The organism is Stutzerimonas chloritidismutans, assembly GCF_051486945.1.
Lineage (GTDB): Bacteria > Pseudomonadota > Gammaproteobacteria > Pseudomonadales > Pseudomonadaceae > Stutzerimonas > Stutzerimonas chloritidismutans_B.
Genome location: NZ_JAHVDX010000002.1, coordinates 92,144 through 116,929, shown reverse-complemented (window position 1 = coordinate 116,929; position 24,786 = coordinate 92,144). Strand labels below are relative to the sequence as shown.

At 62.4% G+C, this 24,786-nt stretch carries 27 protein-coding genes; 26 read left to right on the top strand and 1 reads right to left on the bottom strand.

Annotation, left to right across the window (positions count from 1 at the left end; genetic code table 11):
- The first annotated feature begins 142 nt into the window (after positions 1–142).
- The 12 genes from KXR72_RS07530 (at position 143) to flhB (ending at position 9,529) form a co-directional block, all read left to right on the top strand.
- Positions 143–448, top strand: a complete 306-nt coding sequence (locus KXR72_RS07530) for an STAS domain-containing protein (RefSeq protein WP_437420499.1) — start codon at positions 143–145, stop codon at positions 446–448.
- Positions 449–2,155, top strand: a complete 1,707-nt coding sequence (locus KXR72_RS07525; protein ID WP_437420498.1) for an ATP-binding SpoIIE family protein phosphatase — start codon at positions 449–451, stop codon at positions 2,153–2,155.
- 57 nt (positions 2,156–2,212) lie between these two features.
- Positions 2,213–2,539: an Hpt domain-containing protein gene (locus KXR72_RS07520; protein WP_437421314.1), complete on the top strand. Its 327-nt coding sequence runs from the start codon at positions 2,213–2,215 to the stop codon at positions 2,537–2,539.
- A gap of 66 nt (positions 2,540–2,605) precedes the next feature.
- Positions 2,606–3,868 carry a flagellar hook-length control protein FliK gene (locus KXR72_RS07515; protein WP_437420497.1) on the top strand — a complete coding sequence of 421 codons (1,263 nt, stop codon included), beginning with the start codon at positions 2,606–2,608 and terminating at the stop codon, positions 3,866–3,868.
- A gap of 155 nt (positions 3,869–4,023) precedes the next feature.
- Positions 4,024–4,560, top strand: coding sequence for a flagellar basal body-associated protein FliL (gene fliL / locus KXR72_RS07510; protein ID WP_437420496.1), 537 nt, complete (start codon positions 4,024–4,026; stop codon positions 4,558–4,560).
- A 12-nt stretch (positions 4,561–4,572) separates the two neighbouring features.
- A complete protein-coding gene (gene fliM / locus KXR72_RS07505; RefSeq protein WP_437420495.1) occupies positions 4,573–5,544 on the top strand; it encodes a flagellar motor switch protein FliM in 972 nt (323 codons plus the stop codon).
- 42 nt (positions 5,545–5,586) lie between these two features.
- Positions 5,587–6,057: a flagellar motor switch protein FliN gene (gene fliN, locus KXR72_RS07500; protein ID WP_437420494.1), complete on the top strand. Its 471-nt coding sequence runs from the start codon at positions 5,587–5,589 to the stop codon at positions 6,055–6,057.
- Positions 6,057–6,476, top strand: a complete 420-nt coding sequence (fliO, locus tag KXR72_RS07495; protein WP_437420493.1) for a flagellar biosynthetic protein FliO — start codon at positions 6,057–6,059, stop codon at positions 6,474–6,476. Before fliN ends, fliO begins: the two co-directional genes overlap by 1 nt.
- A complete protein-coding gene (gene fliP, locus KXR72_RS07490; RefSeq protein WP_437420492.1) occupies positions 6,476–7,252 on the top strand; it encodes a flagellar type III secretion system pore protein FliP in 777 nt (258 codons plus the stop codon). The genes fliO and fliP overlap by 1 nt, the downstream gene beginning before the upstream one ends.
- A gap of 18 nt (positions 7,253–7,270) precedes the next feature.
- On the top strand, positions 7,271–7,540 hold the full coding sequence (fliQ, locus tag KXR72_RS07485; protein ID WP_407291396.1) for a flagellar biosynthesis protein FliQ: 270 nt from the start codon (positions 7,271–7,273) through the stop codon (positions 7,538–7,540).
- Between the two features lie 33 nt (positions 7,541–7,573).
- On the top strand, positions 7,574–8,353 hold the full coding sequence (gene fliR / locus KXR72_RS07480) for a flagellar biosynthetic protein FliR (protein ID WP_437420491.1): 780 nt from the start codon (positions 7,574–7,576) through the stop codon (positions 8,351–8,353).
- Positions 8,354–8,392: 39 nt separating this feature from the next.
- Positions 8,393–9,529 (top strand): flagellar biosynthesis protein FlhB, encoded by a 1,137-nt coding sequence (gene flhB / locus KXR72_RS07475; protein ID WP_437420490.1) that lies wholly within the window; start codon positions 8,393–8,395, stop codon positions 9,527–9,529.
- Positions 9,530–9,671: 142 nt separating this feature from the next.
- On the opposite strand, the gene sodC is transcribed toward flhB, so the two are convergent.
- Positions 9,672–10,193 carry a superoxide dismutase [Cu-Zn] SodC gene (sodC, locus tag KXR72_RS07470; protein ID WP_437420489.1) on the bottom strand — a complete coding sequence of 174 codons (522 nt, stop codon included), beginning with the start codon at positions 10,191–10,193 and terminating at the stop codon, positions 9,672–9,674.
- A 240-nt stretch (positions 10,194–10,433) separates the two neighbouring features.
- On the opposite strand from sodC, the gene flhA reads away from it, so the two are divergent.
- From flhA to KXR72_RS07400, 14 genes are all read left to right on the top strand, one after another.
- Positions 10,434–12,554 (top strand): flagellar biosynthesis protein FlhA, encoded by a 2,121-nt coding sequence (gene flhA / locus KXR72_RS07465; protein WP_437420488.1) that lies wholly within the window; start codon positions 10,434–10,436, stop codon positions 12,552–12,554.
- Positions 12,555–12,569: 15 nt separating this feature from the next.
- Positions 12,570–13,856, top strand: a complete 1,287-nt coding sequence (flhF, locus tag KXR72_RS07460) for a flagellar biosynthesis protein FlhF (RefSeq protein ID WP_437420487.1) — start codon at positions 12,570–12,572, stop codon at positions 13,854–13,856.
- 91 nt (positions 13,857–13,947) lie between these two features.
- Positions 13,948–14,775: a flagellar synthesis regulator FleN gene (fleN, locus tag KXR72_RS07455; RefSeq protein WP_437420486.1), complete on the top strand. Its 828-nt coding sequence runs from the start codon at positions 13,948–13,950 to the stop codon at positions 14,773–14,775.
- An 18-nt stretch (positions 14,776–14,793) separates the two neighbouring features.
- A complete protein-coding gene (gene fliA / locus KXR72_RS07450; RefSeq protein ID WP_437420485.1) occupies positions 14,794–15,516 on the top strand; it encodes an RNA polymerase sigma factor FliA in 723 nt (240 codons plus the stop codon).
- Between the two features lie 120 nt (positions 15,517–15,636).
- A complete protein-coding gene (locus KXR72_RS07445) occupies positions 15,637–16,011 on the top strand; it encodes a chemotaxis response regulator CheY (protein WP_437420484.1) in 375 nt (124 codons plus the stop codon).
- 20 nt (positions 16,012–16,031) lie between these two features.
- The gene (locus KXR72_RS07440; RefSeq protein ID WP_437420483.1) at positions 16,032–16,826 is read left to right on the top strand and encodes a protein phosphatase CheZ; all 795 of its coding nucleotides are present in this window, start codon (positions 16,032–16,034) and stop codon (positions 16,824–16,826) included.
- Between the two features lie 12 nt (positions 16,827–16,838).
- Positions 16,839–19,037, top strand: coding sequence for a chemotaxis protein CheA (locus tag KXR72_RS07435; RefSeq protein WP_437420482.1), 2,199 nt, complete (start codon positions 16,839–16,841; stop codon positions 19,035–19,037).
- Positions 19,038–19,087: 50 nt separating this feature from the next.
- Positions 19,088–20,218, top strand: a complete 1,131-nt coding sequence (locus KXR72_RS07430; protein ID WP_437420481.1) for a protein-glutamate methylesterase/protein-glutamine glutaminase — start codon at positions 19,088–19,090, stop codon at positions 20,216–20,218.
- 16 nt (positions 20,219–20,234) lie between these two features.
- Positions 20,235–20,975 (top strand): flagellar motor protein, encoded by a 741-nt coding sequence (locus KXR72_RS07425; protein ID WP_437420480.1) that lies wholly within the window; start codon positions 20,235–20,237, stop codon positions 20,973–20,975.
- Positions 20,976–21,087: 112 nt separating this feature from the next.
- Positions 21,088–21,888, top strand: coding sequence for a flagellar motor protein MotD (gene motD / locus KXR72_RS07420; protein ID WP_437420479.1), 801 nt, complete (start codon positions 21,088–21,090; stop codon positions 21,886–21,888).
- A 90-nt stretch (positions 21,889–21,978) separates the two neighbouring features.
- Positions 21,979–22,767 (top strand): ParA family protein, encoded by a 789-nt coding sequence (locus tag KXR72_RS07415; RefSeq protein ID WP_437420478.1) that lies wholly within the window; start codon positions 21,979–21,981, stop codon positions 22,765–22,767.
- A gap of 83 nt (positions 22,768–22,850) precedes the next feature.
- Positions 22,851–23,753, top strand: coding sequence for a chemotaxis protein CheW (locus KXR72_RS07410; protein WP_437420477.1), 903 nt, complete (start codon positions 22,851–22,853; stop codon positions 23,751–23,753).
- A gap of 84 nt (positions 23,754–23,837) precedes the next feature.
- Complete coding sequence (locus tag KXR72_RS07405) at positions 23,838–24,317, top strand: chemotaxis protein CheW (RefSeq protein WP_243604693.1); 480 nt, start codon at positions 23,838–23,840, stop codon at positions 24,315–24,317.
- A gap of 3 nt (positions 24,318–24,320) precedes the next feature.
- A complete protein-coding gene (locus KXR72_RS07400) occupies positions 24,321–24,725 on the top strand; it encodes a DUF2802 domain-containing protein (protein WP_437420476.1) in 405 nt (134 codons plus the stop codon).
- Positions 24,726–24,786 lie beyond the last annotated feature (61 nt).

Here is a 24,786-nt window from a genome sequence, read left to right as displayed (position 1 = left end):
GCTTCTTTGCAACAGCACGGCTGGACATTGAAGCCGCAGGCGCTGGCAGAAAATAGGCGCTACCGGCGGTGCCAGCGCCAATCCAGCAACACACGACAGCCGCGGCGAAGGGTTGCGACCTCGTTAGGATTAGGAGTGCTACATGACCATCAGTTCACAGCTATCGGCAGATGGACAAGAGCTGACGATTACCATCCAGGGGCGTTTCGATTTCAATGCCCATCAGGCCTTCCGCGACGCCTATCAGCGCGTCGATTGCACTCCCAAGCGTTACGTGGTCGACCTTGGCGGTGCGACCTATCTCGACAGTTCCGCGCTCGGCATGCTCCTGCTGCTGCGTGATCACGCCGGCGGCGACAGAGCTGATATCCGCCTGATCAACTGCAACCCAGACGTGCGTAAGGTCCTCTCGGTTTCCAACTTCGAACAATTGTTCGCCATCGCCTGAATGCCTCGCAGGCTATCCATACTCATCGCCGAAGACGGCGCGGCTGACCGCATGCTGCTGGCCGCGATCGTCGCGCGGCAGGGGCATCGGGTGATGACTGCCATCAACGGTGCCGAGGCTGTCGACATCTTCGAACGCGAGCGGCCGCAACTGGTGCTCATGGATGCGCTGATGCCGGTGATGGACGGTTTCGAAGCGGCCGAGCGGATCAAGCGACTGGCCGGCAACGAGCTGGTACCCATCATTTTTCTTACATCGCTGACCGAGAACGAGGCGCTGGTGCGCTGCCTGGAGGCGGGCGGCGACGACTTCATCGCCAAGCCGTACAACCCGATCATCCTCGAAGCCAAGATCCAGGCCATGCACCGGCTGCGGCGTTTGCAGGCCACGGTGCTGGAGCAGCGTGATCTGATTGCACGGCGCAACCAGCAGCTGCTCGACGAGCAACGCGCGGCCAAGGCGATTTTCGACAAAGTGGCCCACGCGGGTTGCCTCAACGCGCCGAATATCCGGTTCCACCAGTCACCGCGCGCCCTGTTCAACGGTGACCTGCTGCTGGCCGCGCATGCGCCGGCCGAGCGGATGTTCGTGCTGCTGGGCGATTTCACCGGCCATGGCCTGCCCGCGGCGATAGGCGCCATGCCACTGGCCGAAACCTTCTACGGCATGACAGCGAAGGGCTACTCCAGTAGCGAAATCCTGCGTGAAATCAACGCCAAGCTGAAACTGATCTTGCCGGTGGAAATGTTCTGCTGCGCGACCTTTCTCGACATCAACTTCAGTCAGGGCAGCCTGCGTTTCTGGAATGGCGGTCTGCCCGATGGTTACCTGCTCAGAGCCGGCCAGGAGGGGCGAGTCGCGTTGACCTCTCGTCACCTGCCGCTGGGAGTGTTGGACAGCGCCGCGTTCGATGACCGTTTCGAAACGCTGCCGCTGGCCGTTGGCGACCGATTGCTGCTGATGTCCGATGGCGTACTCGACAGTTGCAACGCTGATGACGAGCTCTTTGGCGAGGCGCGCCTGCTCGCCGCCCTCGATGCCAACCGCGACCCGGCGCAGCTGTTCGACGAAATCCAGCAGGCACTGAGTGCCTTCCACGGCCAGATGCTCGACGACCTGAGCCTCGTGGAGGTCAGCATGCTGGATGCCCAGGCGGTGGCGCCCGGCAATCCGTTTGGCCAGTTCCCGCTCGGTGCACGACCCATGCGGCCAATGGACTGGTCCACTGGTATCGAGCTGCGGCCTGATAGCCTGCGCACGGCCAATCCGCTGCCGATGTTGATGCAGATGCTGCTGCAGATACCGCCGTTGCGTCAGCGCGCTGGCACCGTCTATACCGTGGTGACCGAGCTCTACTCGAATGCACTCGAGCACGGCGTGCTGCTGTTGGATTCTTCAATGAAGTGCGATGCCGCTGGATTTGCACGCTACTACGACGAACGCCAGCGGCGCTTGGAGCAGCTGCGCGAGGGTAGCGTCACCCTTCAACTGACGGTGCGATCCGAGGGCGCGCGGGGCTGGCTGAGAATCTGCGTCAGCGACAGCGGGCCCGGGTTCGACGTGGCGGAGGTGCTGAGCAAGCAGTACTGCCCCGAAAGCCTCGGCGGGCGAGGGCTGCGGATGATTCGTCAGCTGACTGAGCGGTTCAGCTGGGACGCCGAGGGCAAAGTGCTCAGCGTGGAGTTCCATTGGGGGGCTCATGCATAATTCAGGCTTCTTGCCAGGAGTACAGCTGTGGTCGATCACCTCGACAATCGAGTGTTGATGACGCTTCAGGAGGTTATGGAGGCGGAGTATCCAGTCTTGCTGGACACCTTCCTGGTTGACTCCGAAGAGCGGCTGCGCCTGCTGCAGCGCGCCGTTGATGCCGGCGAGGCGGAAGCGTTGCGCCAGGCCGCGCACAGCTTCAAAGGCAGCTGCAGCAACATGGGGGCCGCCTTGCTTGCCGAACTCTGTCGCGAACTCGAGGAAACCGCGCGGCGCGAACAGCTTGCCGTCGCGCCGGCACTCATCGAGCGTATCGAACGCGAATTCGCCATCGTGCGCATCCTGTACCGTGCCGAGCGGCAACGATTCAGCGGTCGCGCTTGATCCTGTTCGTGCTGGCCCGGAGTTTGCTTTCCCTGCTGTGAAGTCATCACCCTGAGCGGAAAGCCCATGGCCGTTTCCCCCGATCTGCTACTCAATATCAAGGCTCCGACTGCCGCGCCGAAAGCGCCCACCGCCGCAGCTAAATCAAATGCCCAGCCCAGCCGTGACGAGGCCTCCAGCTTCGCCAACGTCTATGCCAAGGAGCGCCAGGCCAAGCCCGTCGAGCGTCATGAGGCCAGCGCAAAACCGACGCGGGACAAAGCCGTTGCTGAAAAACCGAGTCAGGAAACCGCCGCGGCAAGCGGCAGCGAGAAGCCGGCCGTTGACGAATGCGGCAATGAATTGCCTGCCACTGCCGAGGCAACTGCAGAGGACACCGAGTCGCTCGACGACGCTGAGGGGGCCGTGGACCCTTTGCTCCTGCTTGGTCTCGGTGGCCCGGCTGCCGAAACGCCTGCCGACACGGCGCCTACGCTACCGACTGGCAGCGAATTCCTGACGGGCGTGCTGCAGGCGCAACCTGCGTCCGCCGAAGGCGACATGCCGGCTACAGAGGACATGCTCCTAGGCCAGCGTACGCCGCTGGAAGGCCAGACTGGCGCGCCAAAAGGCCAACTGCCGACGACGCTGACCGGCGAGCCGTTGCAGGCTCAGGAGCAGGCCGAGCTCGTCGCGCCGCTCCAGATGGCCGAGGAGAGCACCGAGGATTTGGCTGAGCCCTCGCTGGAAGAAGGCTTCGCCGAATTGCTCGAACAGCTGGATTCGCCAAAGGAAACCCGCAGCGCGGCTGCTGAATCTGCCATCAACCGCTTGAACCCGCTGGCCCAGGCGGTTGGTCAGCAGCCGCCGCAGGTTCAACGGGCAGCGCCATTGGTGCCCGGGCAGCCGGTACAGGTCCAGCAGTCCGGCTGGAGCGAGGCGGTGGTCGACCGCGTGATGTGGATGTCGAGCCAGAATCTAAAGTCCGCCGAGATTCAGCTGGACCCGGCGGAGCTCGGGCGTATGGAAGTGCGCATCGACATGAACAAGGATCAGGCCCAGGTCACCTTCCTTAGCCCGCACGCTGGCGTCCGGGATGCCCTCGAAGGCCAGATGCAACGCCTGCGCGACATGTTTACCCAGCAGGGGATGACAATGGACGTCAACGTTTCCGACCAGTCGTTGGCGCGTGGCTGGCAGGGCCAGGGGCAGGGCGGCGATGAGTCCCGCGGCGGTCGCGGCATGGCCGGTTTCGGCGGCGGGGACGAAGAAGACGTTGTGCAGGGCATGACCGAAATCCGCAGCAATCGGGGTGGCAACGACCGCGGGCTGGTGGATTACTACGCGTGAACCGGCCGGGCGATGAGCCCGGCTTTCCATCCAGCGGCGGGTGAGCAGTGCCCTCTGGCATTTACTGCCGCCTGCCACTGGCCGATACTCTGGCACAGCAGTTGCTCCTAACCCCTTGAACTCAGAGCAATCACACGTGATGACGGATATTTGGCATGGCTAAGAAACAGGGACCACCCGACGTTGCGGCACCTGGTGCGGCAACGGCCGGTGGTAAGAGCAAGCTCAAGCTGATCATCCTCATCGTGGTCGGATTGCTGCTGGCGGTCGGCCTGTCGGTCGGCGCCACGCTGTTCTTCATGGGCAAGAGCGAACCGGAGGCGCCTGCCGAGGACGCTGCCAAGGCGGAGGCCGCCGCGCCTCAGCGTCAGCCAGCCGTTTACGAGGTGCTTGCACCCTCATTCGTGGTGAATTTCAGCAATACCGGTGGCCGGCCCCGCTACATGCAGGTCGGTGTCGCCCTTATGTCGCGTGACCAGGCCGCACTGGACGCCTTGAAGGAACACATGCCGTTGTTGCGCAATCAACTGGTCATGCTGTTTTCCAGCCAGGATTTCGCCGCGCTGGCGACGCCGGTGGGCCAGGAGATGCTGCGCCAGCAGGCGACCGTGAGCGTGCAGGAGCTGGCCCAGAAGGAAATCGGCAAGCTTGCCATCGAGCAAGTGCTGTTCACCAACTTCGTATTGCAATAGGGGGCCGTTCCAGTGGCTGTTCAAGACCTGCTCTCGCAAGACGAGATCGACGCGCTGCTGCACGGCGTGGACGACGGTCTGGTCGATACCGAAAGCGACGCCGAACCGGGCAGCATCAAGAGTTACGACCTCACCAGCCAGGACCGCATCGTCCGTGGCCGCATGCCGACCCTGGAGATGGTCAACGAGCGTTTCGCACGCTACACCCGCATTAGCATGTTCAACCTGTTGCGCCGCTCGGCTGACGTGTCCGTCGGTGGCGTCCAGGTCATGAAGTTCGGCGAATACGTGCATTCGCTGTATGTGCCGACCAGCCTCAATCTGGTCAAGATCAAGCCGTTGCGTGGCACCTCGCTGTTCATCCTCGATGCCAAGCTGGTGTTCAAGCTGGTCGATAATTTCTTCGGCGGCGACGGGCGTCACGCCAAGATCGAGGGCCGGGAATTCACCCCGACGGAACTGCGCGTGGTGCGCATGGTGCTGGATCAGGCGTTCGTCGATCTCAAGGAAGCCTGGCATGCCGTGCTCGACGTCAATTTCGAATACGTGCACTCCGAAGTGAATCCGGCGCTGGCCAACATCGTCAGCCCGAGCGAAGTGGTGGTGGTGTCGACCTTCCATATCGAACTCGACAGCGGCGGTGGCGATTTCCACGTGACCATGCCGTATTCGATGATCGAGCCGATTCGCGAGATGCTCGACGCGGGCTTCCAGTCCGACGTCAGCGACCAGGACGAGCGCTGGATCAATGCCCTGCGCGAGGACATTCTCGACGTGCATGTGCCGCTCAGTGCGACGGTTGTCCGGCGCCAGCTCAAGCTGCGCGACATCCTGAACATGCAGCCGGGCGACGTGATCCCGGTGGAAATGCCCGAAGACATGATCATGCGCGCCAACGGCATGCCAGCCTTCAAGGTCAAGCTAGGCGCGCACAAGGGCAACCTGGCCCTGCAGGTACTCGACTCCGTGCTGCGCCCACGGTGATCGAGCCCTCATTACCTCTCTCAAGCCGGTCGAGGAATCGCAATGGCAGATGAATTTGAAAACACATCCCCTGAAGAGCAGGCGCTGGCCGACGAGTGGGCCGCGGCGCTCGCCGAGGCGGGCGACGCAAGCCAGGACGACATCGATGCGCTGATGAATCAAGGGCCGGCTGCGGCCCCTGCGCCACCGCGAGCACCGCTCGAGGAATTCGGCGCTGCGCCTAAGCACCTCGGCAACCCCGCAGGGCTCGAGGGCCCGAACCTGGATGTCATCCTCGATATTCCGGTGTCCATCTCAATGGAAGTCGGCAGTACCGAGATCAGCATCCGCAACCTGCTCCAGCTCAATCAGGGGTCGGTGGTGGAGCTTGACCGGCTGGCTGGCGAGCCGCTGGACGTCCTGGTCAACGGTACGCTCATCGCTCATGGTGAGGTCGTGGTGGTCAACGAAAAGTTCGGCATTCGCCTGACTGACGTGATCAGCCCGAGCGAACGCATCAAGAAGCTGCGCTGATGAACAGACTCGGTTTTTTCGCATGGGCACTGACGTTGCCGGCGGTGGCTGCGGAGCCGGCCGCCACGGCTGCTTCGGGTGGAATGGGCGCGCAGATGACCAAGCTGCTGCTCGGCCTGTTGCTGGTCATCGGATTGATATTCGCCTTGGCGTGGGCCTTGCGTCGCATGCAACAACTCAACCCGCGCAGCAACCAGGCGATCAAGCTGATTTCCACCCAGGCGCTTGGCCCGCGTGAGCGGCTGGTGCTGGTGCAGGTCGGCACCGAGCAAGTGCTGGTTGGCCTGAGCGCCGGCCGCATCACGCCGCTGCATGTGTTGAAGGAACCGGTGCATCTGCCGGACGCCGAGCCGGCTAATCCGGAGTTTGCCCAGCGGCTGATGGAGTTGCTCGGGCGAGATCAAAAGGACAAGCCTTGATGCTGCGACTGCTGTTGACGCTGCTGCTGGCGGTCGCCGCGCCGCTGGCGATGGGGCAGGACGCAGGCTCGCTGATCGGCCAGGGTGACAACCCGTTGTCGATCCCCGCGATCACGTTGAGCACTGACGCCGAAGGCCAGCAGGAATACTCGGTCAGCCTGCAGATCCTGTTGATCATGACGGCGCTGAGCTTCATCCCGGCGTTTGTCATGCTGATGACCAGCTTTACGCGGATCATCATTGTCTTCTCGATCTTGCGCCAGGCGCTGGGCCTGCAGCAGACGCCGTCGAACCAGATCCTGGTCGGCCTGACGATCTTCCTTACGCTGTTCATCATGGCGCCGGTGTTCGAACGGATAAACAACGAGGCGGTCCAGCCTTACCTCAATGAGCAACTGTCCGCGCAGGACGCGCTGGCCAGGGCCGAGGTGCCGCTGAAGAACTTCATGCTGGCGCAGACCCGAGAGAGCGATCTCGAGCTGTTCATGCGCCTGTCGCGCCGCACCGATATTCCGTCGCCGGATGCCGCGCCGCTGACCATTCTGGTTCCTGCGTTCGTCACCTCCGAGCTGAAGACAGCGTTTCAGATCGGTTTCATGATCTTCATTCCGTTCCTGATCATCGACATGGTGGTCGCCAGCGTGCTGATGGCGATGGGGATGATGATGCTCTCGCCGCTGATCATCTCGCTGCCGTTCAAGATCATGCTCTTCGTGCTGGTCGATGGATGGGGGCTGATCATCGGCACGCTTGCCAGCAGTTTCGGCACGCTCTAGCAGCCAGGGGAGACACGCATGACACCCGAAGTCGCGGTTGACCTGTTTCGCGAAGCCTTGTGGATGACCGCCATGATCGTCGGTGTGCTGGTCGTGCCGAGTCTGCTGGTCGGCCTGGTGGTGGCCATGTTCCAGGCGGCCACTCAGATCAACGAACAAACCCTGAGCTTCCTGCCGCGCCTGCTGGTCATGCTGGTGACGCTGATTTGGGCGGGGCCCTGGCTGGTTCGCGAGCTGATGGAGTACACGCAGGGGCTCGTCCAGAACATTCCGCTGATCATCGGGTGATGGTGGTGCTGGCGTTGAGCGGGGCCCACCGCGGTGCTTGAACTCAGCGATGCGCAGATCGGCGCCTGGGTCGGCCAGTTTCTGTTGCCCATGTTTCGCATCGCCGCACTGCTGATGAGCATGCCGATCATCGGCTCCCAGCTCGTGCCGATGCGCATTCGCCTCTACCTCGCGCTGGCCATTTCGGTGGTGTTGGTGCCGACGCTGCCTGCGGTACCGGTCGTCGAAGCGCTCAGTGGCGAGGCGTTGGTGCTCATTGCCGAACAAATCCTGATCGGGGTCATGCTGGGCTTTACCCTGCAGCTGTTCTTCCATGTATTCATCGTGTCTGGCCAGCTCTTGGCCATGCAGATGGGCCTGGGTTTCGCCTCGATGGTGGACCCGGCCAATGGCATCTCGGTGCCGGTGATCGGCCAGTTTTTCAACATGCTGGTGATCTTGATGTTTTTCGCCATGAACGGTCACCTGGTGGTCCTGGAGATCCTTTCGGAGAGTTTCGTAACCTTACCCATTGGCGGCTGGCTGGTCGGGACCAACCATTTCTGGGAAGTGGCCGGCAAGCTGGGATGGGTGCTGGGGGCGGGGCTCTTGCTGGTCCTGCCAGCAATCACGGCATTGCTGGTGGTGAACCTGGCGTTCGGACTGATGACACGCGCCGCGCCCCAGTTGAACATCTTTTCGATTGGCTTCCCTTTGACCCTGGTGCTCGGCCTGATCCTCGTCTGGATCGGCATGGCCGACATCCTGGCGCAATACCAGACGTTCGCAAGCGAGGCTCTGGCGATGCTTCGCGAATTGATCGGGCTGCGCTGATGCGCTTGACCGTCCACACACGACCGGCGGAGATCCAGCATGGCTGAGAGCGAAAGCGGCGCCGACAAAAGCGAGGAACCCACAGAGAAACGCCTCCGTGAGTCTCGCGAAAAAGGCCAGATCGCGCGCTCACGCGAGCTGAGCACGGTCGCGGTCACAGTGGGGGGAATCGGCGGATTATTGGCGTCCGGGGGAAGCCTTGCCGGTAGTTTGATGGCTGTCATGCAAGGCAGCTTCGAACTCAGCCGGGAAACGTTGCTGGATGAGGGGGCTATGGTTCGCCTGCTGATGAGTAGCGGCATGATTGCGCTCGACGCCATCATGCCGCTGCTGATCGTGCTCATGATCGTTTCGGTCTTGGGGCCAATCTCGCTCGGCGGCTGGCTTTTCTCGGGTTCGATGATGGCGCCGAAGTTCAGCCGCATGAATCCGGGACCTGGACTCAAACGAATGTTCTCCACCAAGGCGCTGGTCGAGCTGCTGAAAGCGCTGGCGAAGTTCATCGTCGTGTTGCTGGTGGCGCTGGCGGTACTGGGCGCCTATGAGGACGATCTGCTGTCCATCGCCAAGCAGCCGTTGGACCTGGCCATCATGCATAGCGTCGAGGTGGTGGGCTGGTGTGCGCTGTGGATGGCTTGCGGCTTGATCCTCATCGCCGCGGTCGACGTGCCATTCCAGCTCTGGGACAACAAGCAGAAGCTGATGATGACCAAGCAGGAAGTCCGCGACGAATACAAGGACAGCGAAGGCAAGCCGGAGGTCAAATCGCGGATTCGCCAGCTGCAGCGGGATGCAGCGCAGCGGCGGATGATGCAGGCGGTGCCGGACGCCGACGTGATCATCACCAACCCAACGCACTTCGCGGTCGCGCTCAAGTACGACGGCGACAAGAGTTCGGCGCCCAGGCTGGTGGCCAAGGGCGGCGACTTCGTAGCGCTGAAGATTCGGGAAATCGCTCGGGAGCACGAGGTAACCGTTCTCGAATCACCCGCATTGGCGCGGGCGGTCTACTACTCCACGGAACTCGACCACGAAATTCCCGCCGGCTTGTATTTGGCCGTCGCCCAAGTGCTCGCCTACGTCTACCAGTTGCGCCAGTACCGCTCGGGCAAAGGCAAACGGCCGGATCCGCTGGGTAACCTGCCGATTCCCCCTGATCTGCGAAGGGATGAATAAGGACGGGCGGCCAGGAAACGTGATGGCTGGACTTCACACTGAGGCGTGAATGCCGCAGGCGTTTCCGGTGTGGGGGCGATAGGCGAGGACGGCAGCGTTTGGAGAGGCTGGAAGCGAGCACGCTTCCAGCCTTGGGCGGTTTTTATTCGATCAATCCACAGGCTACGCGGGCACCGCCACCGCCAAGAGGCTCGGGATGGTCGGAGTGGTTGTCGCCACCCTTGTGAACCATCAGCGCCAGGCCCTTGATGTCACCGAGGCTTTTCAGGCGCGGGGCGAGAACCGGCTGGTTGGCCTTGCCGTCGCTACCGACCATCAGCGCCGGGAGGTCGCCCATATGACCTTCACCCCAGGGTTCGCCGTGTTTGCCGGTGTTTTTCGGGTCCCAGTGACCACCAGCAGCGCCAGCGGGAACGGGTTTACCGTCTTTCTCTTCAGGCTGGCAGCTGCCTTTGGCATGGATATGGAAACCGTGAGTCCCCGGCTCTAGCCCGGACAGTTCAGGGCGAAAGACCAGCCCGTATTCGTTGGTCTCAATCTTGACCGTGCCGACCGATTCGCCGACTCCCTGAGCGTTTACCGATTTGACATCGACATTGAGCGTCTCGGCGCTGGCGCCGAGCGCAGTGCAGCCTGCGATGGCCGCGATGATCCACTGTTTCATTGCAAACTCCTGTTCCTGTCAGGGGCGGCCGCGGCCGCCTTGGGGAGCCGTCGCGCAGCGGGCAACGCGACGGCGCTTCCAGTGAGACTGTGACGGTCGCCAGCGGTTCGCAATCGACCCGTCGGTCGTGTCTGGCATCGAGCTTGGCGCCTGTCCTACCGAAGTTGGACCCCTTCTTGCTATCAACCCGAGCAGGGCGCGTCGAGCGTCAATTCTTTGTTCTGTCTTGTCGGGGTCTACGTGGATCGCACGCAACTCATCAACATTCGCAACGGCCTGGCGGGCGCGGGGCGCGGCAACCTGGGGGTGCCGCTGCTGCTGCTCGTGATGATGGGCATGATGATGCTGTCGGTGCCGCCGTTCCTGCTGGACCTGCTGTTCACCTTCAACATCGCGCTGTCGATCGTTGTGTTGCTGGTCAGCGTCTACGCCTTGCGGCCGCTGGACTTCGCGGTGTTTCCGACGATCTTGCTGGTAGCGACCCTGATGCGCCTGGCGTTGAACGTCGCTTCGACCCGCGTCGTATTGATCAACGGCCACGAAGGGGGCTCGGCGGCGGGCCACGTGATCGAAGCCTTCGGTAATGTGGTGATCGGCGGTAATTACGTCGTGGGTATCGTCGTCTTCGCGATCCTCATGATCATCAACTTCGTGGTCGTTACCAAGGGTGCCGGCCGTATCTCCGAGGTGAGCGCACGCTTCACCCTCGATGCCATGCCCGGCAAGCAGATGGCGATCGATGCCGACCTCAATGCAGGCCTGATCGATCAGGCCGAGGCGAAGAAGCGTCGCGTCGAGGTGGCATCCGAGGCGGATTTCTACGGCTCGATGGATGGTGCCAGCAAGTTCGTACGCGGTGACGCCATCGCCGGCCTTCTGATTCTCTTCATCAACCTGATCGGTGGTGTCGGTATCGGCATGGCACAGCACGGTATGACCTTCGCTGAGGCGGGCCAGGTCTACGCGTTGCTGACCATCGGTGACGGTCTCGTGGCGCAAATTCCGTCGCTTCTGCTCTCGACCGCTGCCGCGATCATGGTGACCCGCGTTACCAGCGCTGAGGACATGGGTCAGCAAGTTAACCGGCAGATGTTCGCCTCGCCTAAAGCGCTGGCGGTCTCGGCCGGCATTATGATCGCCATGGGTCTGGTGCCTGGCATGCCGCACATGTCCTTTCTCGGGCTGGGTGCGGCCTCTGCCGGTGGTGCTTACTGGATCTGGCATCGCCAGAAGCAGGCCAAGCAGCAAGCTGAGCAAGAGGTACAGAAGCAACAGGAAACCCTGCCGGCGCAGCGCGCTGCGGAGACCAAGGAGCTGGGGTGGGATGACGTGACGCCCGTTGACATGGTCGGCCTCGAAGTAGGTTATCGCCTGATTCCGCTGGTCGATCGTAACCAGGGCGGCCAGCTGCTGGCCCGTATCAAGGGCGTGCGCAAGAAGTTGTCTCAGGATCTGGGCTTCCTGATGCCTTCCGTACATATCCGCGACAACCTCGATCTGCTGCCCAACGCCTATCGTCTGACACTGATGGGGGTGAGCCTTGCAGAGGCCGAGGTTTACCCTGACCGCGAGCTGGCGATTAACCCCGGTCAGGTGTTCGGTCCGCTCAATGGGATTGCCGCCAAGGACCCGGCGTTCGGCCTGGAAGCGGTCTGGATCGAAGCCAGCCAGCGTGATCAGGCGCAGTCGCTCGGGTACACCGTTGTCGATGCCAGCACCGTGGTTGCGACCCACCTCAACCAGGTCCTGCACAAGCACGCCCATGAGCTGCTCGGCCACGAAGAAGTGCAGCAACTGATGCAGCTACTGGCCAAGAGCTCGCCGAAGCTCGCCGAGGAACTGGTGCCAGGCATGATTTCGCTCTCGACCTTGCTCAAGGTGCTGCAGTCGCTGCTGATGGAGCAGGTGCCGGTTCGCGACATCCGCACCATCGCAGAAGCCATCGCGAACGTTGCGACCAAGAGTCAAGATCCCGCCGCGATGGTGGCGGCTGTGCGGGTCGCGTTGTCCCGCGCAATCGTGCAAAACGTTGTCGGGCTTGAGCCGCAGCTGCCTGTGATCACCCTTGAGCCCAGGTTGGAACAGATATTGCTCAATAGCCTGCAGAAGGCCGGACAAGGCTCGGAAGACGGCATTCTTCTCGAGCCAGGAATGGCAGAAAAGTTGCAACGGTCTCTGGTAGATGCGGCACAGCGTCAAGAAATGATGGGTAAGCCAGCGATTCTGCTGGTAGCCGGCCCGGTCCGCGCGATGCTCTCGCGATTCGCCCGGCTGGCAGTCCCCAACATTCATGTCCTGGCCTATCAGGAAATACCGGATAACAAGCAGGTCACCATCGTTTCGACGGTGGGTCAGAATTAACCGAGGGTACAGGCCATGCAGGTCAAACGTTTCTTCGCAGCCGACATGCGTATCGCCATGAAGATGATTCGTGACGAGCTGGGTGCCGACGCCGTGATCACCGGCAACCGCCGTGTCGCTGGCGGCGTCGAGCTGACAGCCGTGCTCGATTATCCGATGGAAGCAGTCGCGCCGAAGCAGCCGAATCCGGCGCTCGAGGCCGAGCTGCGCAAGACCCAGACCCGCATCGCCGATGCCCATGCCGAGTTGAGCGCGCCTCGCTCGCAGCCCGCTCGGGACCGTCAGTTGCTTGACGAGAAGCCGGCCGTAGCCGCCAAACCTGCTGCAGCGCCGGTAGCCGCGCCGGCTCCGGCATTCGACTCGCGTGCCGTCGAGGCAATGCAGACCGAATTGCAAGGCCTGCGCGAGCTGATCGAGGTGCAACTCGGCTCATTGGCCTGGGGCCACGAGCAGAACCGTCGCCCGCTGCAGGCTGGCCTCTGGCGTCGCTTGCAGCGCCTCGGTCTGCCGGCTGATCTGTCGCGTGGGCTGTTGGAAAAGGTGGCCTCGATCAGTGATCAGCGTCAGGCCTGGCGCATGCTGCTGGCGCACCTGGCTCAGTCCATCAAAGTGACCAAGCACGAGCCGCTGGAAGAGGGCGGTGTCATTGCTCTTGTCGGCCCGGCCGGCGCCGGCAAGACCACGACCCTGGCCAAGCTCGCTGCACGCCATGTTCTCAAGCACGGCGCGCAGAGCATCGCCCTGGCGAGCATGGACAACTACCGTATCGGCGCGCAGGAGCAGCTCAAGACCTTGGGTCGTATCCTCAACGTGCCGGTGATCCAGATCGACCCGAGTCAGCCGCTGAGCAAGAGCCTGGAGCCGGTTGCACGCAAGCGATTGATTCTGCTCGACACCGCTGGCCTGCCGGCAGGCGATCCGATGATGCGCCTGCAGCTGCAGGCGCTGGCCGACCGTGGCGTACGTTCGAAGAACTATCTGGTGCTCGCGGCGACCAGCCAGAGCCAAGTCCTGAAAGCGGCGTGGCATCACTACCGGCCCTGCGGGCTGGCAGGGTGCATCCTGACTAAACTTGATGAGGCAGGTACTCTGGGCGACGTGCTCGGGCTGACCATCAGTCAGCATCTGCCGATTGCCTACCTTGCCGACGGCCCGCGGATTCCCGAGGACCTCCAGTTGCCGCGCACGCATCAACTGGTCAGCCGCGCGGTGAGCCTGCAATCCGAAGAGTCGCCCAGCGAGGAAACGATGGCCGACATGTTTTCCGGCCTGTACAACGGTTCCTCACGGAGGGCGGGATGAACAGAGCGCTGCGTGAGAGAGAAACAGTAGACGCGTTCAGGTTGAACGCATCGATGGCCTTCGGGCCCCAGCAAGATATAGGCGTTTGATGATGGGTATTCATCCCGTACAGGTTATTGCTGTGACCGGCGGCAAGGGTGGCGTCGGCAAGACCAACGTATCGGTCAACCTTTCCCTGGCGTTGGCTGATCTCGGTCGGCGTGTGGTGCTGCTCGACGCCGACCTCGGTCTGGCCAACGTTGACGTGCTGCTAGGCCTGACCGCCAAGCGCACCCTGGCGGATGTGATCGCCGGTGAATGCGATCTGCGCGACGTCATGATCCCGGGCCCTGGCGGCGTACGGATCGTGCCTGCCGCGTCGGGTACGCAAAGCATGGTGCAGCTATCACCGATGCAGCATTCCGGCCTGATCCAGGCCTTCAGCGAGATCGGCCACGACATCGACGTGCTGATCATCGACACCGCGGCCGGTATTGGCGATGGCGTGGTGAGCTTCGTTCGCGCGGCGCAGGAGGTCCTGCTCGTGGTCACCGATGAGCCCACCTCGATTACCGATGCTTACGCGCTAATCAAGTTGCTCAACCGCGACTACGGCATCAGCCGCTTCCGGGTGCTGGCGAACATGGCGCACGCGCCGCAGGAAGGACGCAATCTTTTCGCTAAGCTGACCAAGGTGACTGAACGTTTCCTTGATGTCGCCCTGCAGTACGTCGGTGCGGTTCCCTACGACGAGGCGGTACGCAAGGCCGTTCAGAAGCAACGCGCGGTCTACGAGGCCTACCCGCGAGCCAAGTGCTCGCTGGCCTTCAAGGCCATAGCGCAGAAAATCGACACCTGGCCGCTGCCGGCAAACCCGCGTGGCCACCTTGAGTTTTTTGTGGAGCGCCTGGTCAGGCCCACCGCAAACGCACACGACTGACAGCGGCGGGAATCGGTTATGTACAACACCAAAGTGGCTAAAGACTCCCAGTACCAGCTCATCGAGCAGTACGCCCCGTTGGTCAAGCGCATCGCTTACCACTTGCTGGCGCGCCTGCCAGCCAGCGTGCAGGTCGATGATCTGATGCAGGCCGGCATGATCGGCCTGCTCGAAGCCTCCAAGAAGTACGACTCCGGCAAGGGGGCAAGCTTCGAAACTTATGCCGGTATCCGCATTCGTGGCGCGATGCTTGACGAGGTTCGCAAGGGCGACTGGGCGCCACGGTCGGTGCACCGCAATTCGCGCATGGTCAGCGAGGCCATTCGCGCCATCGAAGCAAGAACGGGGCGCGACGCTAAAGATCAAGAAGTTGCGGCCGAACTTAAATTGAGTCTCGATGAGTACTACGGCATTCTGGGCGACACCCTGGGCAGCCGCCTGTTCAGCTTCGATGATCTGCTGACGGAAGGCGAGCACGGGGAGTTCGGTGAAGACGCCGCCAGCGCCCACCCGGAACCGTCTCGCGATCTTGAGGACGAGCGCTTCCAGCAGGCCCTGGCTGATGCGATTGCCAGTCTGCCCGAGCGTGAAAAGCTGGTGCTGTCGCTGTACTACGACGAAGAGTTGAATTTGAAGGAAATCGGCCAGGTGCTGGGCGTCAGCGAGTCACGGGTCAGCCAGTTGCACAGTCAGTGCGCGGCGCGCCTGCGGGCTCGTCTCGGCGAGTGGCGCGCGCGATAGGGCCGGTTCTCAGGAACGCGAATCAAGGTTGCTCTAACGAGCTTCATTCACGAAGCCCGCAACAGACCGTGAGCAGGCTCCGGGATTTCGGGATTTACGGAGGTGTACTTGGACAAGAACATGAAAATCCTCATCGTCGACGACTTTTCGACGATGAGACGGATCATCAAGAACCTCTTGCGTGATCTGGGCTTCACCAACACCGCCGAGGCGGATGATGGCACCACCGCACTGCCGATGCTCAAGAGCGGCAGCTTCGACTTTCTCGTCACCGACTGGAACATGCCCGGCATGACCGGCATCGACCTGCTGCGCGCCGTGCGTGCGGACGACCGTCTCAAGCACCTGCCGGTGCTCATGGTGACGGCCGAGGCCAAGCGTGACCAGATCATCGAGGCCGCGCAGGCCGGTGTTAACGGGTACGTGGTCAAGCCGTTCACGGCGCAGGTACTCAAAGAGAAAATCGAGAAGATCTTCGAGCGCGTCAACGGCTGAAGTAACGCCGCGAGGGCACTATGACGCAAGCAGACCAAAGCCTGGCGGAGTTCGAAACGACGCTCAAGGCTCACGCACCCCAACTTATCGAAAGTCTCCAGCAGGGCCGCTTCGACGAAGCGGCGCAGATGTTTAACGAGCTCAGTCAGGCTCGTAACCAGGGACTTTATCAAGAAGTCGGCAAACTTACCCGCGAGCTGCACAACGCCATCGTCAAGCTGGAGATGGACACCTGCGCGACCGGGGGCGATCCGTCACCGATCACTGACGCCACGGACCGTCTGTCCTATGTCGTCGAGATGACCGAGAAGGCCGCCAACCGCACCATGGACCTCGTCGAGGAATCCGCGCCGCTGGTCAACTACGTCAGTTATGAGGCGCAGAGCTTGACGGCTGATTGGCAGCGCTTCATGCGCCGCGACATGAATGCCGAACAGTTCCGCGACCTGGTCAAACGGCTAGATCAGTTTCTGCAGCGGACCATGAACGATGGCAGCCAGCTGTCGCAGAACCTCAGTGAAATCATGCTCGCCCAGGACTTCCAAGACCTGACCGGCCAGGTGATCAAGCGGGTCACGCGGCTGATCACTGAACTCGAAAGCAACCTGCTCAACCTGGTGCTGATGGCCGGTCAGGTCGACCGCGTCGCAGGCATCAAGCACGACCGCGAAGAGCTGCGCGCCGAGCAGGAACGAAAAAAACAAGAAAAAGGCCCTTCCCATGGTGAAGGTCCGCAGATGCATGCCGATATACGTGAGGATGTCGTATCCGGGCAGGACGATGTCGACGATCTGCTTTCGAGCCTGGGCTTTTAGGGGAAGTGAAATATGAGCTTCGACGCCGATGAAGAAATCCTCCAGGATTTCCTGGTTGAGGCCGGCGAGATTCTCGAACTATTGTCAGAGCAGCTGGTGGAGCTGGAGAGCAGCCCCGATGACGCAGCATTGCTCAATGCGATTTTTCGCGGTTTCCATACGGTAAAAGGTGGTGCGGGTTTCCTCCAGCTGCATGAGCTGGTCGAGTGTTGCCACATCGCCGAAAACGTCTTCGACATCCTGCGCAAGGGTGAGCGTCGCGTCGACTCGGAATTGATGGACGTTGTCCTGCAAGCGCTGGACGCCGTCAACGAAATGTTCGGCCAGGTCCGTGAGCGTACGGCCGTTACCCCGGCCACGCCCGAGCTGCTGGCAGCCCTGTCGCGCCTGGCCGAACCAGCCTCCAGCGAGCCGGCTGTCGCCGAACCGGTCACGCCGGTCGGCTCGGCCGAGCCTGAGCCCGTTCCAGCCAGTGCCGACACTGAATTCGAACAGTTCCTTGGCGCGCTGGACGAGGCGGCCGAGGCTCCGGCTGCGGCGTCAGCTGACGAGATTACCGACGAAGAGTTCGAATCGCTGCTCGACCAGCTTCACGGCAAGGGCCAGTTCGCCCCGGCTACGGGTGCCGATTCTGTGGTCGTGCCTGAACAGGCCGCCGCACAGCCGGCCGGCGACGAGATTACCGACGATGAATTCGAGGCGCTGCTCGATCAGCTGCACGGTAAAGGCCAGTTCAGCGAAGTAAGCCCGGCACCGTCTGCACCGGTCGCGGCCGAAGCACCCGCGCCAGCGGGCGACAACATCACCGACGACGAATTCGAAGCGCTGCTTGACCAATTGCACGGCAAGGGCAAGTTCGAACCGGAAGCGGCGAGTGCTGCTGCACCGACACCGCCGGCCAAGCCTGCGGCCGCGCCAGCCAAGGCGGTGGAGAAGGCCGCACCGGCCAAGCCCGCTGCGCCTGCGGCCAGCAAACCGGCTGCCCCGGCTGCCGCTACGGCCAAGCCTGCTGCTCCCGCTGCGCCTGAAAAGCCGGCCAGCGAAGCGGAAACTACCGTTCGCGTCGACACTGCGCGGCTCGACGAGATCATGAACATGGTCGGTGAGCTGGTGTTGGTGCGTAACCGCCTGGTGCGGCTCGGCTCCAACAGTGGCGACGAGGCCATGTCCAAGGCCGTTTCCAATCTGGATGTCGTCACTGCCGATCTGCAGAGCGCGGTCATGAAGACCCGCATGCAGCCGATCAAGAAGGTATTCGGACGCTTCCCTCGCCTGGTCCGCGACCTGGCGCGCAGCCTGAAGAAAGAAATCAACCTGGAGTTGGTGGGCGAAGAGACAGATCTCGACAAGAACCTCGTCGAGGCGCTCGCCGACCCGCTCGTGCACTTGGTGCGCAACGCGGTCGACCATGGGGTCGAGACCCCCGAAGAGCGCGAGGCCGCCGGCAAGCCGCGCACCGGTCGTGTGGTGCTGTCCGCCGAGCAGGAAGGGGACCACATCCTCTTGCAGATCACCGACGACGGTAAGGGCATGGATGCGAACATCCTGCGCGCCAAGGCGGTAGAGAAGGGCATGCTCGACAAAGATGCCGGTGATCGTCTGAGCGACCTGGAGTGCTACAACCTGATCTTCGCGCCGGGCTTTTCGACCAAGTCGGAAATCTCGGACGTGTCCGGCCGTGGTGTAGGCATGGACGTGGTCAAGACCAAGATTTCCCAGCTCAACGGCACGGTCAACGTGTTCTCGAACAAGGGCCAGGGCTCTCGCGTGGTGATCAAGGTCCCGCTGACGCTGGCGATCATGCCGACGCTGATGGTCATGCTGGGCAATCAGGCATTCGCCTTCCCGCTGGTGAACGTCAACGAGATTTTCCATCTCGACCTGTCTCGCACCAACGTGGTCGACGGCCAGGAAGTGGTAATCGTGCGAGACAAGGCGCTGCCGCTGTTCTACCTCAAACGCTGGCTGGTTCAAGGTGCCGAGCACGAGGAGCAGCGCGAGGGGCATGTGGTGATCCTCAGCGTAGGCAATCAGAGCATTGGCTTCGTCGTCGACCAACTGGTCGGCCAGGAGGAAGTTGTCATCAAGCCTCTGGGCAAGATGCTGCAGGGCACCCCCGGCATGTCGGGCGCGACCATCACGGGTGACGGCCGCATCGCGTTGATCCTCGACGTTCCCAGCATGCTCAAGCGCTACGCGCGCCGCGGCTGATTCATCCCGGGCGGCGGCCTAATGTAGGCCGCTGTCGCTAGGAGTGTTTTATGGCAGTCAAGGTCCTGGTCGTCGACGACTCCGGCTTCTTCCGGCGCCGGGTGTCGGAAATTCTCTCGGCAGACCCGAATATCCAGGTCATCGGCACCGCGACCAACGGCCGCGAGGCGATCGACCAGGCGCAGGCGCTCAAGCCTGACGTCATTACCATGGATTACGAGATGCCGATGATGGACGGCATCACCGCGGTGCGGCAGATCATGCAGCGCTGCCCGACGCCGGTCCTGATGTTCTCGTCGCTGACGCACGAAGGTGCCCGGGTAACGTTGGACGCCCTTGATGCCGGTGCCGTGGATTTCCTGCCGAAGATCTTCGAGGACATCTCGCGCCACCCGGCCAAGGTCAAGCAGCTGCTGTGCGAGAAGATCCGTACCATCGCGCGCAGCAATCGCCGCTACGGCAGTTACAGTCCGCCTGCGTCCGCGCCGACGCCAGCTGCGTCACTCACCAGCCGCAGTGCGCCGGCGGTGCCTCGCCATGCCGCGAGTACTCCGTTGTCACCCGCTCAGACGCAGCCGCACGTGGCGCCCGCACTTAGCTCACCGGCCCCGCGCCGCAAGGCCTATCGCCTGGTCGCCATTGGCACTTCCACGGGCGGGCCCGTCGCACTTCAGCGGGTGCTGACTCAGCTCCCGGCCAGCTTTCCGTCGCCCATCGTACTCATTCAGCACATGCCGGCGGCGTTTACCAAGGCATTCGCCGAGCGCCTGGACAAGCTTTGCAAGATCAACGTCAAGGAAGCCGAGGACGGCGACGTCCTGCGCCCGGGGCTTGCCCTGCTGGCTCCAGGCGGCAAGCAGATGATGGTCGACGGCCGTGGTACGGTGCGCATCCTGCCGGGTGACGAGCGCCTCAATTATCGCCCCTGTGTCGACGTGACCTTCGGCTCCGCAGCCAAGGCCTACAACGACAAGGTGTTGGCGGTCGTACTTACCGGTATGGGTGCCGACGGCCGTGAAGGGGCGCGCATGCTCAAGCAGTGCGGCAGCCAGGTGTGGACGCAGGATGAAGCCAGTTGCGTCATTTACGGGATGCCCATGGCAGTGGCCAAGGCGAATCTGAGCGACGCCGTGTACAGCCTTGACGAGATCGGCCGCCACCTGAGCGAGGCGTGCATCTGATGAAAGGCCGCCGTTGATGGACATCCTCAGCCTTATCGGGCTGGTCCTGGCATTCGTCGCTATCGTCGGGGGCAACTTCCTGGAAGGCGGCCATGCCGCGGCTCTGCTCAATGGCCCCGCGGCGCTGATCGTGCTTGGCGGAACGCTCGGCGCCGTCCTGCTGCAGACGCCCATGGCAGTGTTCATGCGCGCCATGTCCATTGTCCGCTGGATATTCTTCCCGCCGCGCATCGACATGCTTGGCGGTATCAGCCTTGTCACTGGTTGGAGTGGCACCGCACGTAAGGAAGGGCTGCTGGGCCTGGAGCCTATCGCCGAAGCCGAGCCGGACCCCTATGCACGCAAGGGGTTGCAGTTGCTGGTCGATGGGGCCGAGCCGGAGGTGATCCGCAGCATCCTGGAAGTCGATCTCTATACCCAGGAGACACGTGACCTGCGGGCGGCCAAGGTGTTCGAGAGCATGGGCGGCTATTCGCCCACGGTCGGCATCATCGGAGCGGTGATGGGCCTGATTCACGTCATGGGCAATTTGGCCGATCCCAGCCAACTCGGCAGCGGGATTGCCGTGGCGTTCGTCGCCACTATTTACGGCGTAGCGTTTGCGAACCTGCTGGTGCTGCCGATTGGCAACAAGCTCAAGGCCGTGGTCCAGAAGCAGACCAGCTATCGCGAGATGCTGCTTGAAGGCGTGCTGTCCATTGCTGAGGGCGAGAATCCGCGATCGATCGAGATGAAGCTGCAAGGCTTCATGGACTGAGCGGGCGGCAGGGAAACCATGATGCAGCGAATTCAGACCTACGATCAGAACGCCATGCGGGGCACACCCGTACCTGCGCCCGCTGATTTGTACCTGCTGAGGGGCGCTTGAGATGGCGCGCCGTCGATCGCACGAAGAGCCGGAAAATCACGAGCGCTGGCTGGTTTCCTACGCTGACTTCATCACGCTGCTGTTCGCGTTCTTCGTGGTGATGTACTCCATTTCCTCGCTCAACGAAGGCAAGTACAAGATCCTGTCGGACTCGCTGGTGGGTGTGTTCAACCAGCCCGACCGTTCAATCATGCCCATTCCGGTGGGCGAGGAGCGCCCCCGCGCAAGCCAGGACGCCGCCGCCTCGGTGACTGACCCGGCGGCTGAGCCGGTGGACCCGCTCGACAGTATTGCGCGCAGCATGCGCAGCGCTTTCGCCGACTTGATCGCCAACAACCAGCTGACCGTTCGTGGCACCGAGACGTGGGTCGAAATCGAGTTCAATTCCAGCCTGCTCTTCCCCAGTGGCGATGCGCTGCCGAATGACCGGGCGTTCGGCATGCTGGAAACGGTCGCCGGCATTCTGGCGCCGTTCGGCAACCCGGTGCGTGTCGAAGGGTTCACGGACAACCTGCCGATTAGCACCGCGGCGTATCCGACCAACTGGGAGCTTTCGGCTGCCCGCGCTGGCAGCGTGGTGCGGATGCTGGCCGCGGGTGGCGTCGATCCGTCGCGGATGGCGGCGGTGGGCTATGGTGAATTCCAACCGGTCGCGGACAACGCTACGGCCGAAGGGCGGGCGCGAAATCGGCGTGTGATTCTCGTGATCTCGCGCGACCTCGACGTCCGGCGCGGCGTATCGGAAATGAGGCGCGGCGAGGCCGGGCCTGGCATGCAAAGTGCACCGCCCGTTATTCAATAGGTGCCGCGAGTCGGTAACGTCAATTCCCCGTCGCCGGCTGCTCCGGTGCGGCAGCGGCCGGCCTGGTGCTATCCGGATGGAAATAAGCGTATGAGAGTCTGGGCTGTAGCCAATCAGAAAGGTGGGGTGGGCAAGACGACCACGTCGGTTTCGCTCGCCGGATTGCTGGCCGATTCCGGCAAGCGCGTCGTGGTTCTGGATCTTGACCCGCATGGTTCGATGACCAGCTATTTCGGGCAGGACCCGGATAACATCGAGCGCAGCGTGTTCGACCTGTTCCAGCATCAGGGGGCCGTACCCGAGGGCCTGCCGTGGGAGCTGTTGGTTCCGACGAGCCACGAGCGCATCTCCTTGCTGCCGTCGAGCACCGTGTTGGCCACACTGGAACGCCAGTCGCCCGGCCAGAATGGTCTCGGGCTTGTGGTCGCCAAGAGCCTGTCGCAGCTCTGGCAGGATTTCGACTACGCCATCATCGACAGCCCGCCGTTGCTAGGCGTGCTCATGGTTAACGCGCTTGCCGCGAGCCAGCGGCTGGTAATACCGGTACAGACCGAATTCCTCGCGCTGAAGGGGCTGGAGCGGATGGTCAGCACCCTGACGATGATCAATCGCTCGCGGCGTCAGGCTCTGCCGTACACCATCGTGCCGACGATGTTCGACCGGCGTACGCAAGCCTCGATGAACACGCTCAAGCTGCTGCGCAATGGTTATCAGGACCACCTCTGGCAGGCGTTCATTCCGATCGATACGCGGCTGCGCGATGCGAGCCTGGCGGGGGTGGTGCCGTCCCAGTACGATCCGAACAGTCGCGCGGTGATTGCCTACCGTGCACTGCTCAAGACCTTGCTTGCTGCGCAGGAGACGACTCAGGTCGCTTGAGTCGACGTACGGGCTTATCGCGCCTCAAGTTCGGGGCCGATGCAGCCGATAGCCTATCCAGTTGGTACTCACGAGTTGGTTTCATGAGCCGTACCCTTCTTAAAGAAAGCCGATCGCAGCAGACCTTGCAGTCGTATCTCGACGCCTTGTTGCAGGACGCCATGGAACTGGCCGAGTCGGTCAGCCAGGACGAGTTCCAGGCTGCGGTGCTCGAGGAGCAGCGTCGCGATACGCATCGGGTAGTGCCGTTGCGCGAGGTTGCGCCTCCGGCTGCACCGGTCGAATCGACCCGGCCGGCGCCGGTGATCGTGCCTGTCGAGACGCCAAAACCAGAGCCGGTGCTCCATGTGGTGCCGATGCCCGAACCGACGAAGGTCGAAGCGGAGCCGGTCGCGTTGCTCGAGCTCGAGCCGGAAGTGCCTGCCAAGGCACCGGCCGCGTTGGTCGAGCCGATTGCCCAGTTCGATGCGATGCGCCAAGGCCCGGGTGGGCCAACTGAAGCTGACCCGGGCCAGCCGGAGTGGGGCGAGGAGCCCTTCGAGTGCCTGTTGTTCGATGTTGCCGGCCTGACTCTGGCGGTGCCGCTGGTCAGCCTCGGCTCCATTTACCCGCTGGCCGGGCAGGACCTGACGCCGCTGTTTGGTCAGCCTAGCTGGTTCCTCGGTATCCTGCCGAGCCAGGCTGGCAATCTGAAGGTGCTGGATACGGCGCGCTGGGTGATGGCCGACCGGTACCGTGACGATTTCCGCGAAGGCTTGCAGTACGTGATATCCGTGCAAGGCTACGAGTGGGGGCTAGCAGTGCATCAAGTGAGCCGGTCGATCCGTCTCGACCCCAAGGAGGTCAAGTGGCGCTCGCAGCGTACGCAGCGGCCTTGGCTAGCCGGAACGGTAATTGACCATATGTGTGCGCTCGTGGATGTGGCGGCCCTTGCCGAACTCATCGCCAGCGGTGCGACTCGACACCTCAAGGGCATACCGTCCTGAGACCTGACAATCAGAGGGCCTGCGCATGCAGGTCCCGTTACCGATAGAATCAACCGCCGCAGCGGTATTTAGAGAGGGTGGGCTATGAAGATGACTTCCGCGCAGGGTTCCGACGATCCAGTCCTGCAATGGGTGACCTTTCGTCTGGATAACGAGACCTATGGCATCAACGTGATGCAGGTCCAGGAAGTGCTGCGTTACACCGAGATCGCACCGGTGCCGGGTGCGCCCAGTTACGTGCTGGGCATCATCAACCTGCGCGGTAACGTGGTGACGGTAATCGATACCCGCCAGCGTTTCGGCCTCGATACGGCGCCGGTCTCCGACAACACGCGGATCGTGATCATCGAGGCGGACCGCCAGGTGATTGGCATCATGGTCGATAGCGTGGCCGAAGTGGTTTATCTGCGCCAGTCCGAGATCGAAACCGCCCCGAACGTCGGCAATGACGAGTCGGCGAAGTTCATCCAGGGCGTGTGCAACAAGAACAACGAACTGCTGATTCTGGTCGAGCTCGACAAGATGATGACCGAAGAAGAGTGGGCGGAACTGGAGAGCATCTGACCCATGCTGATCGCGTCTCTGGTCGCGCTTGCCCTGTGCTGCCTTGGGCTGCTCTGTTTCAGCCTCTGGCTGTTGCGTCGCCAAAGGCAACTGCAGCTGGAACAGGCGCGGCGGGACGAGGCGCGTGACCGGCGCCTCAAAGAGCTTGGCGCGCGCCTCGACACCTATCTCGAAGGTAGCGTGAGAATGGGCCAGGAGCTTCGTGAGTTAACACGAACCCTGGCACCGCTGCCCGAGCGTATAACCCAGCTCGAACAGCGCGATATCGATACCTTCACCTATTCCCAAGCCGCGAAACTGGTCGGCATGGGCGCGAGCGTCGAAGACCTGACCCAATCCTGCGGGCTGTCCCAGTCCGAAGCGGAACTGGTCAGCAAGCTGCACCAGATGCGTCGCAAGCCGGGCTAGGCTTGCCCGATCGTCGCCCCGCGCCTGGCTGGGGAACGATGAGCTTAATCCTCTCTCCAAA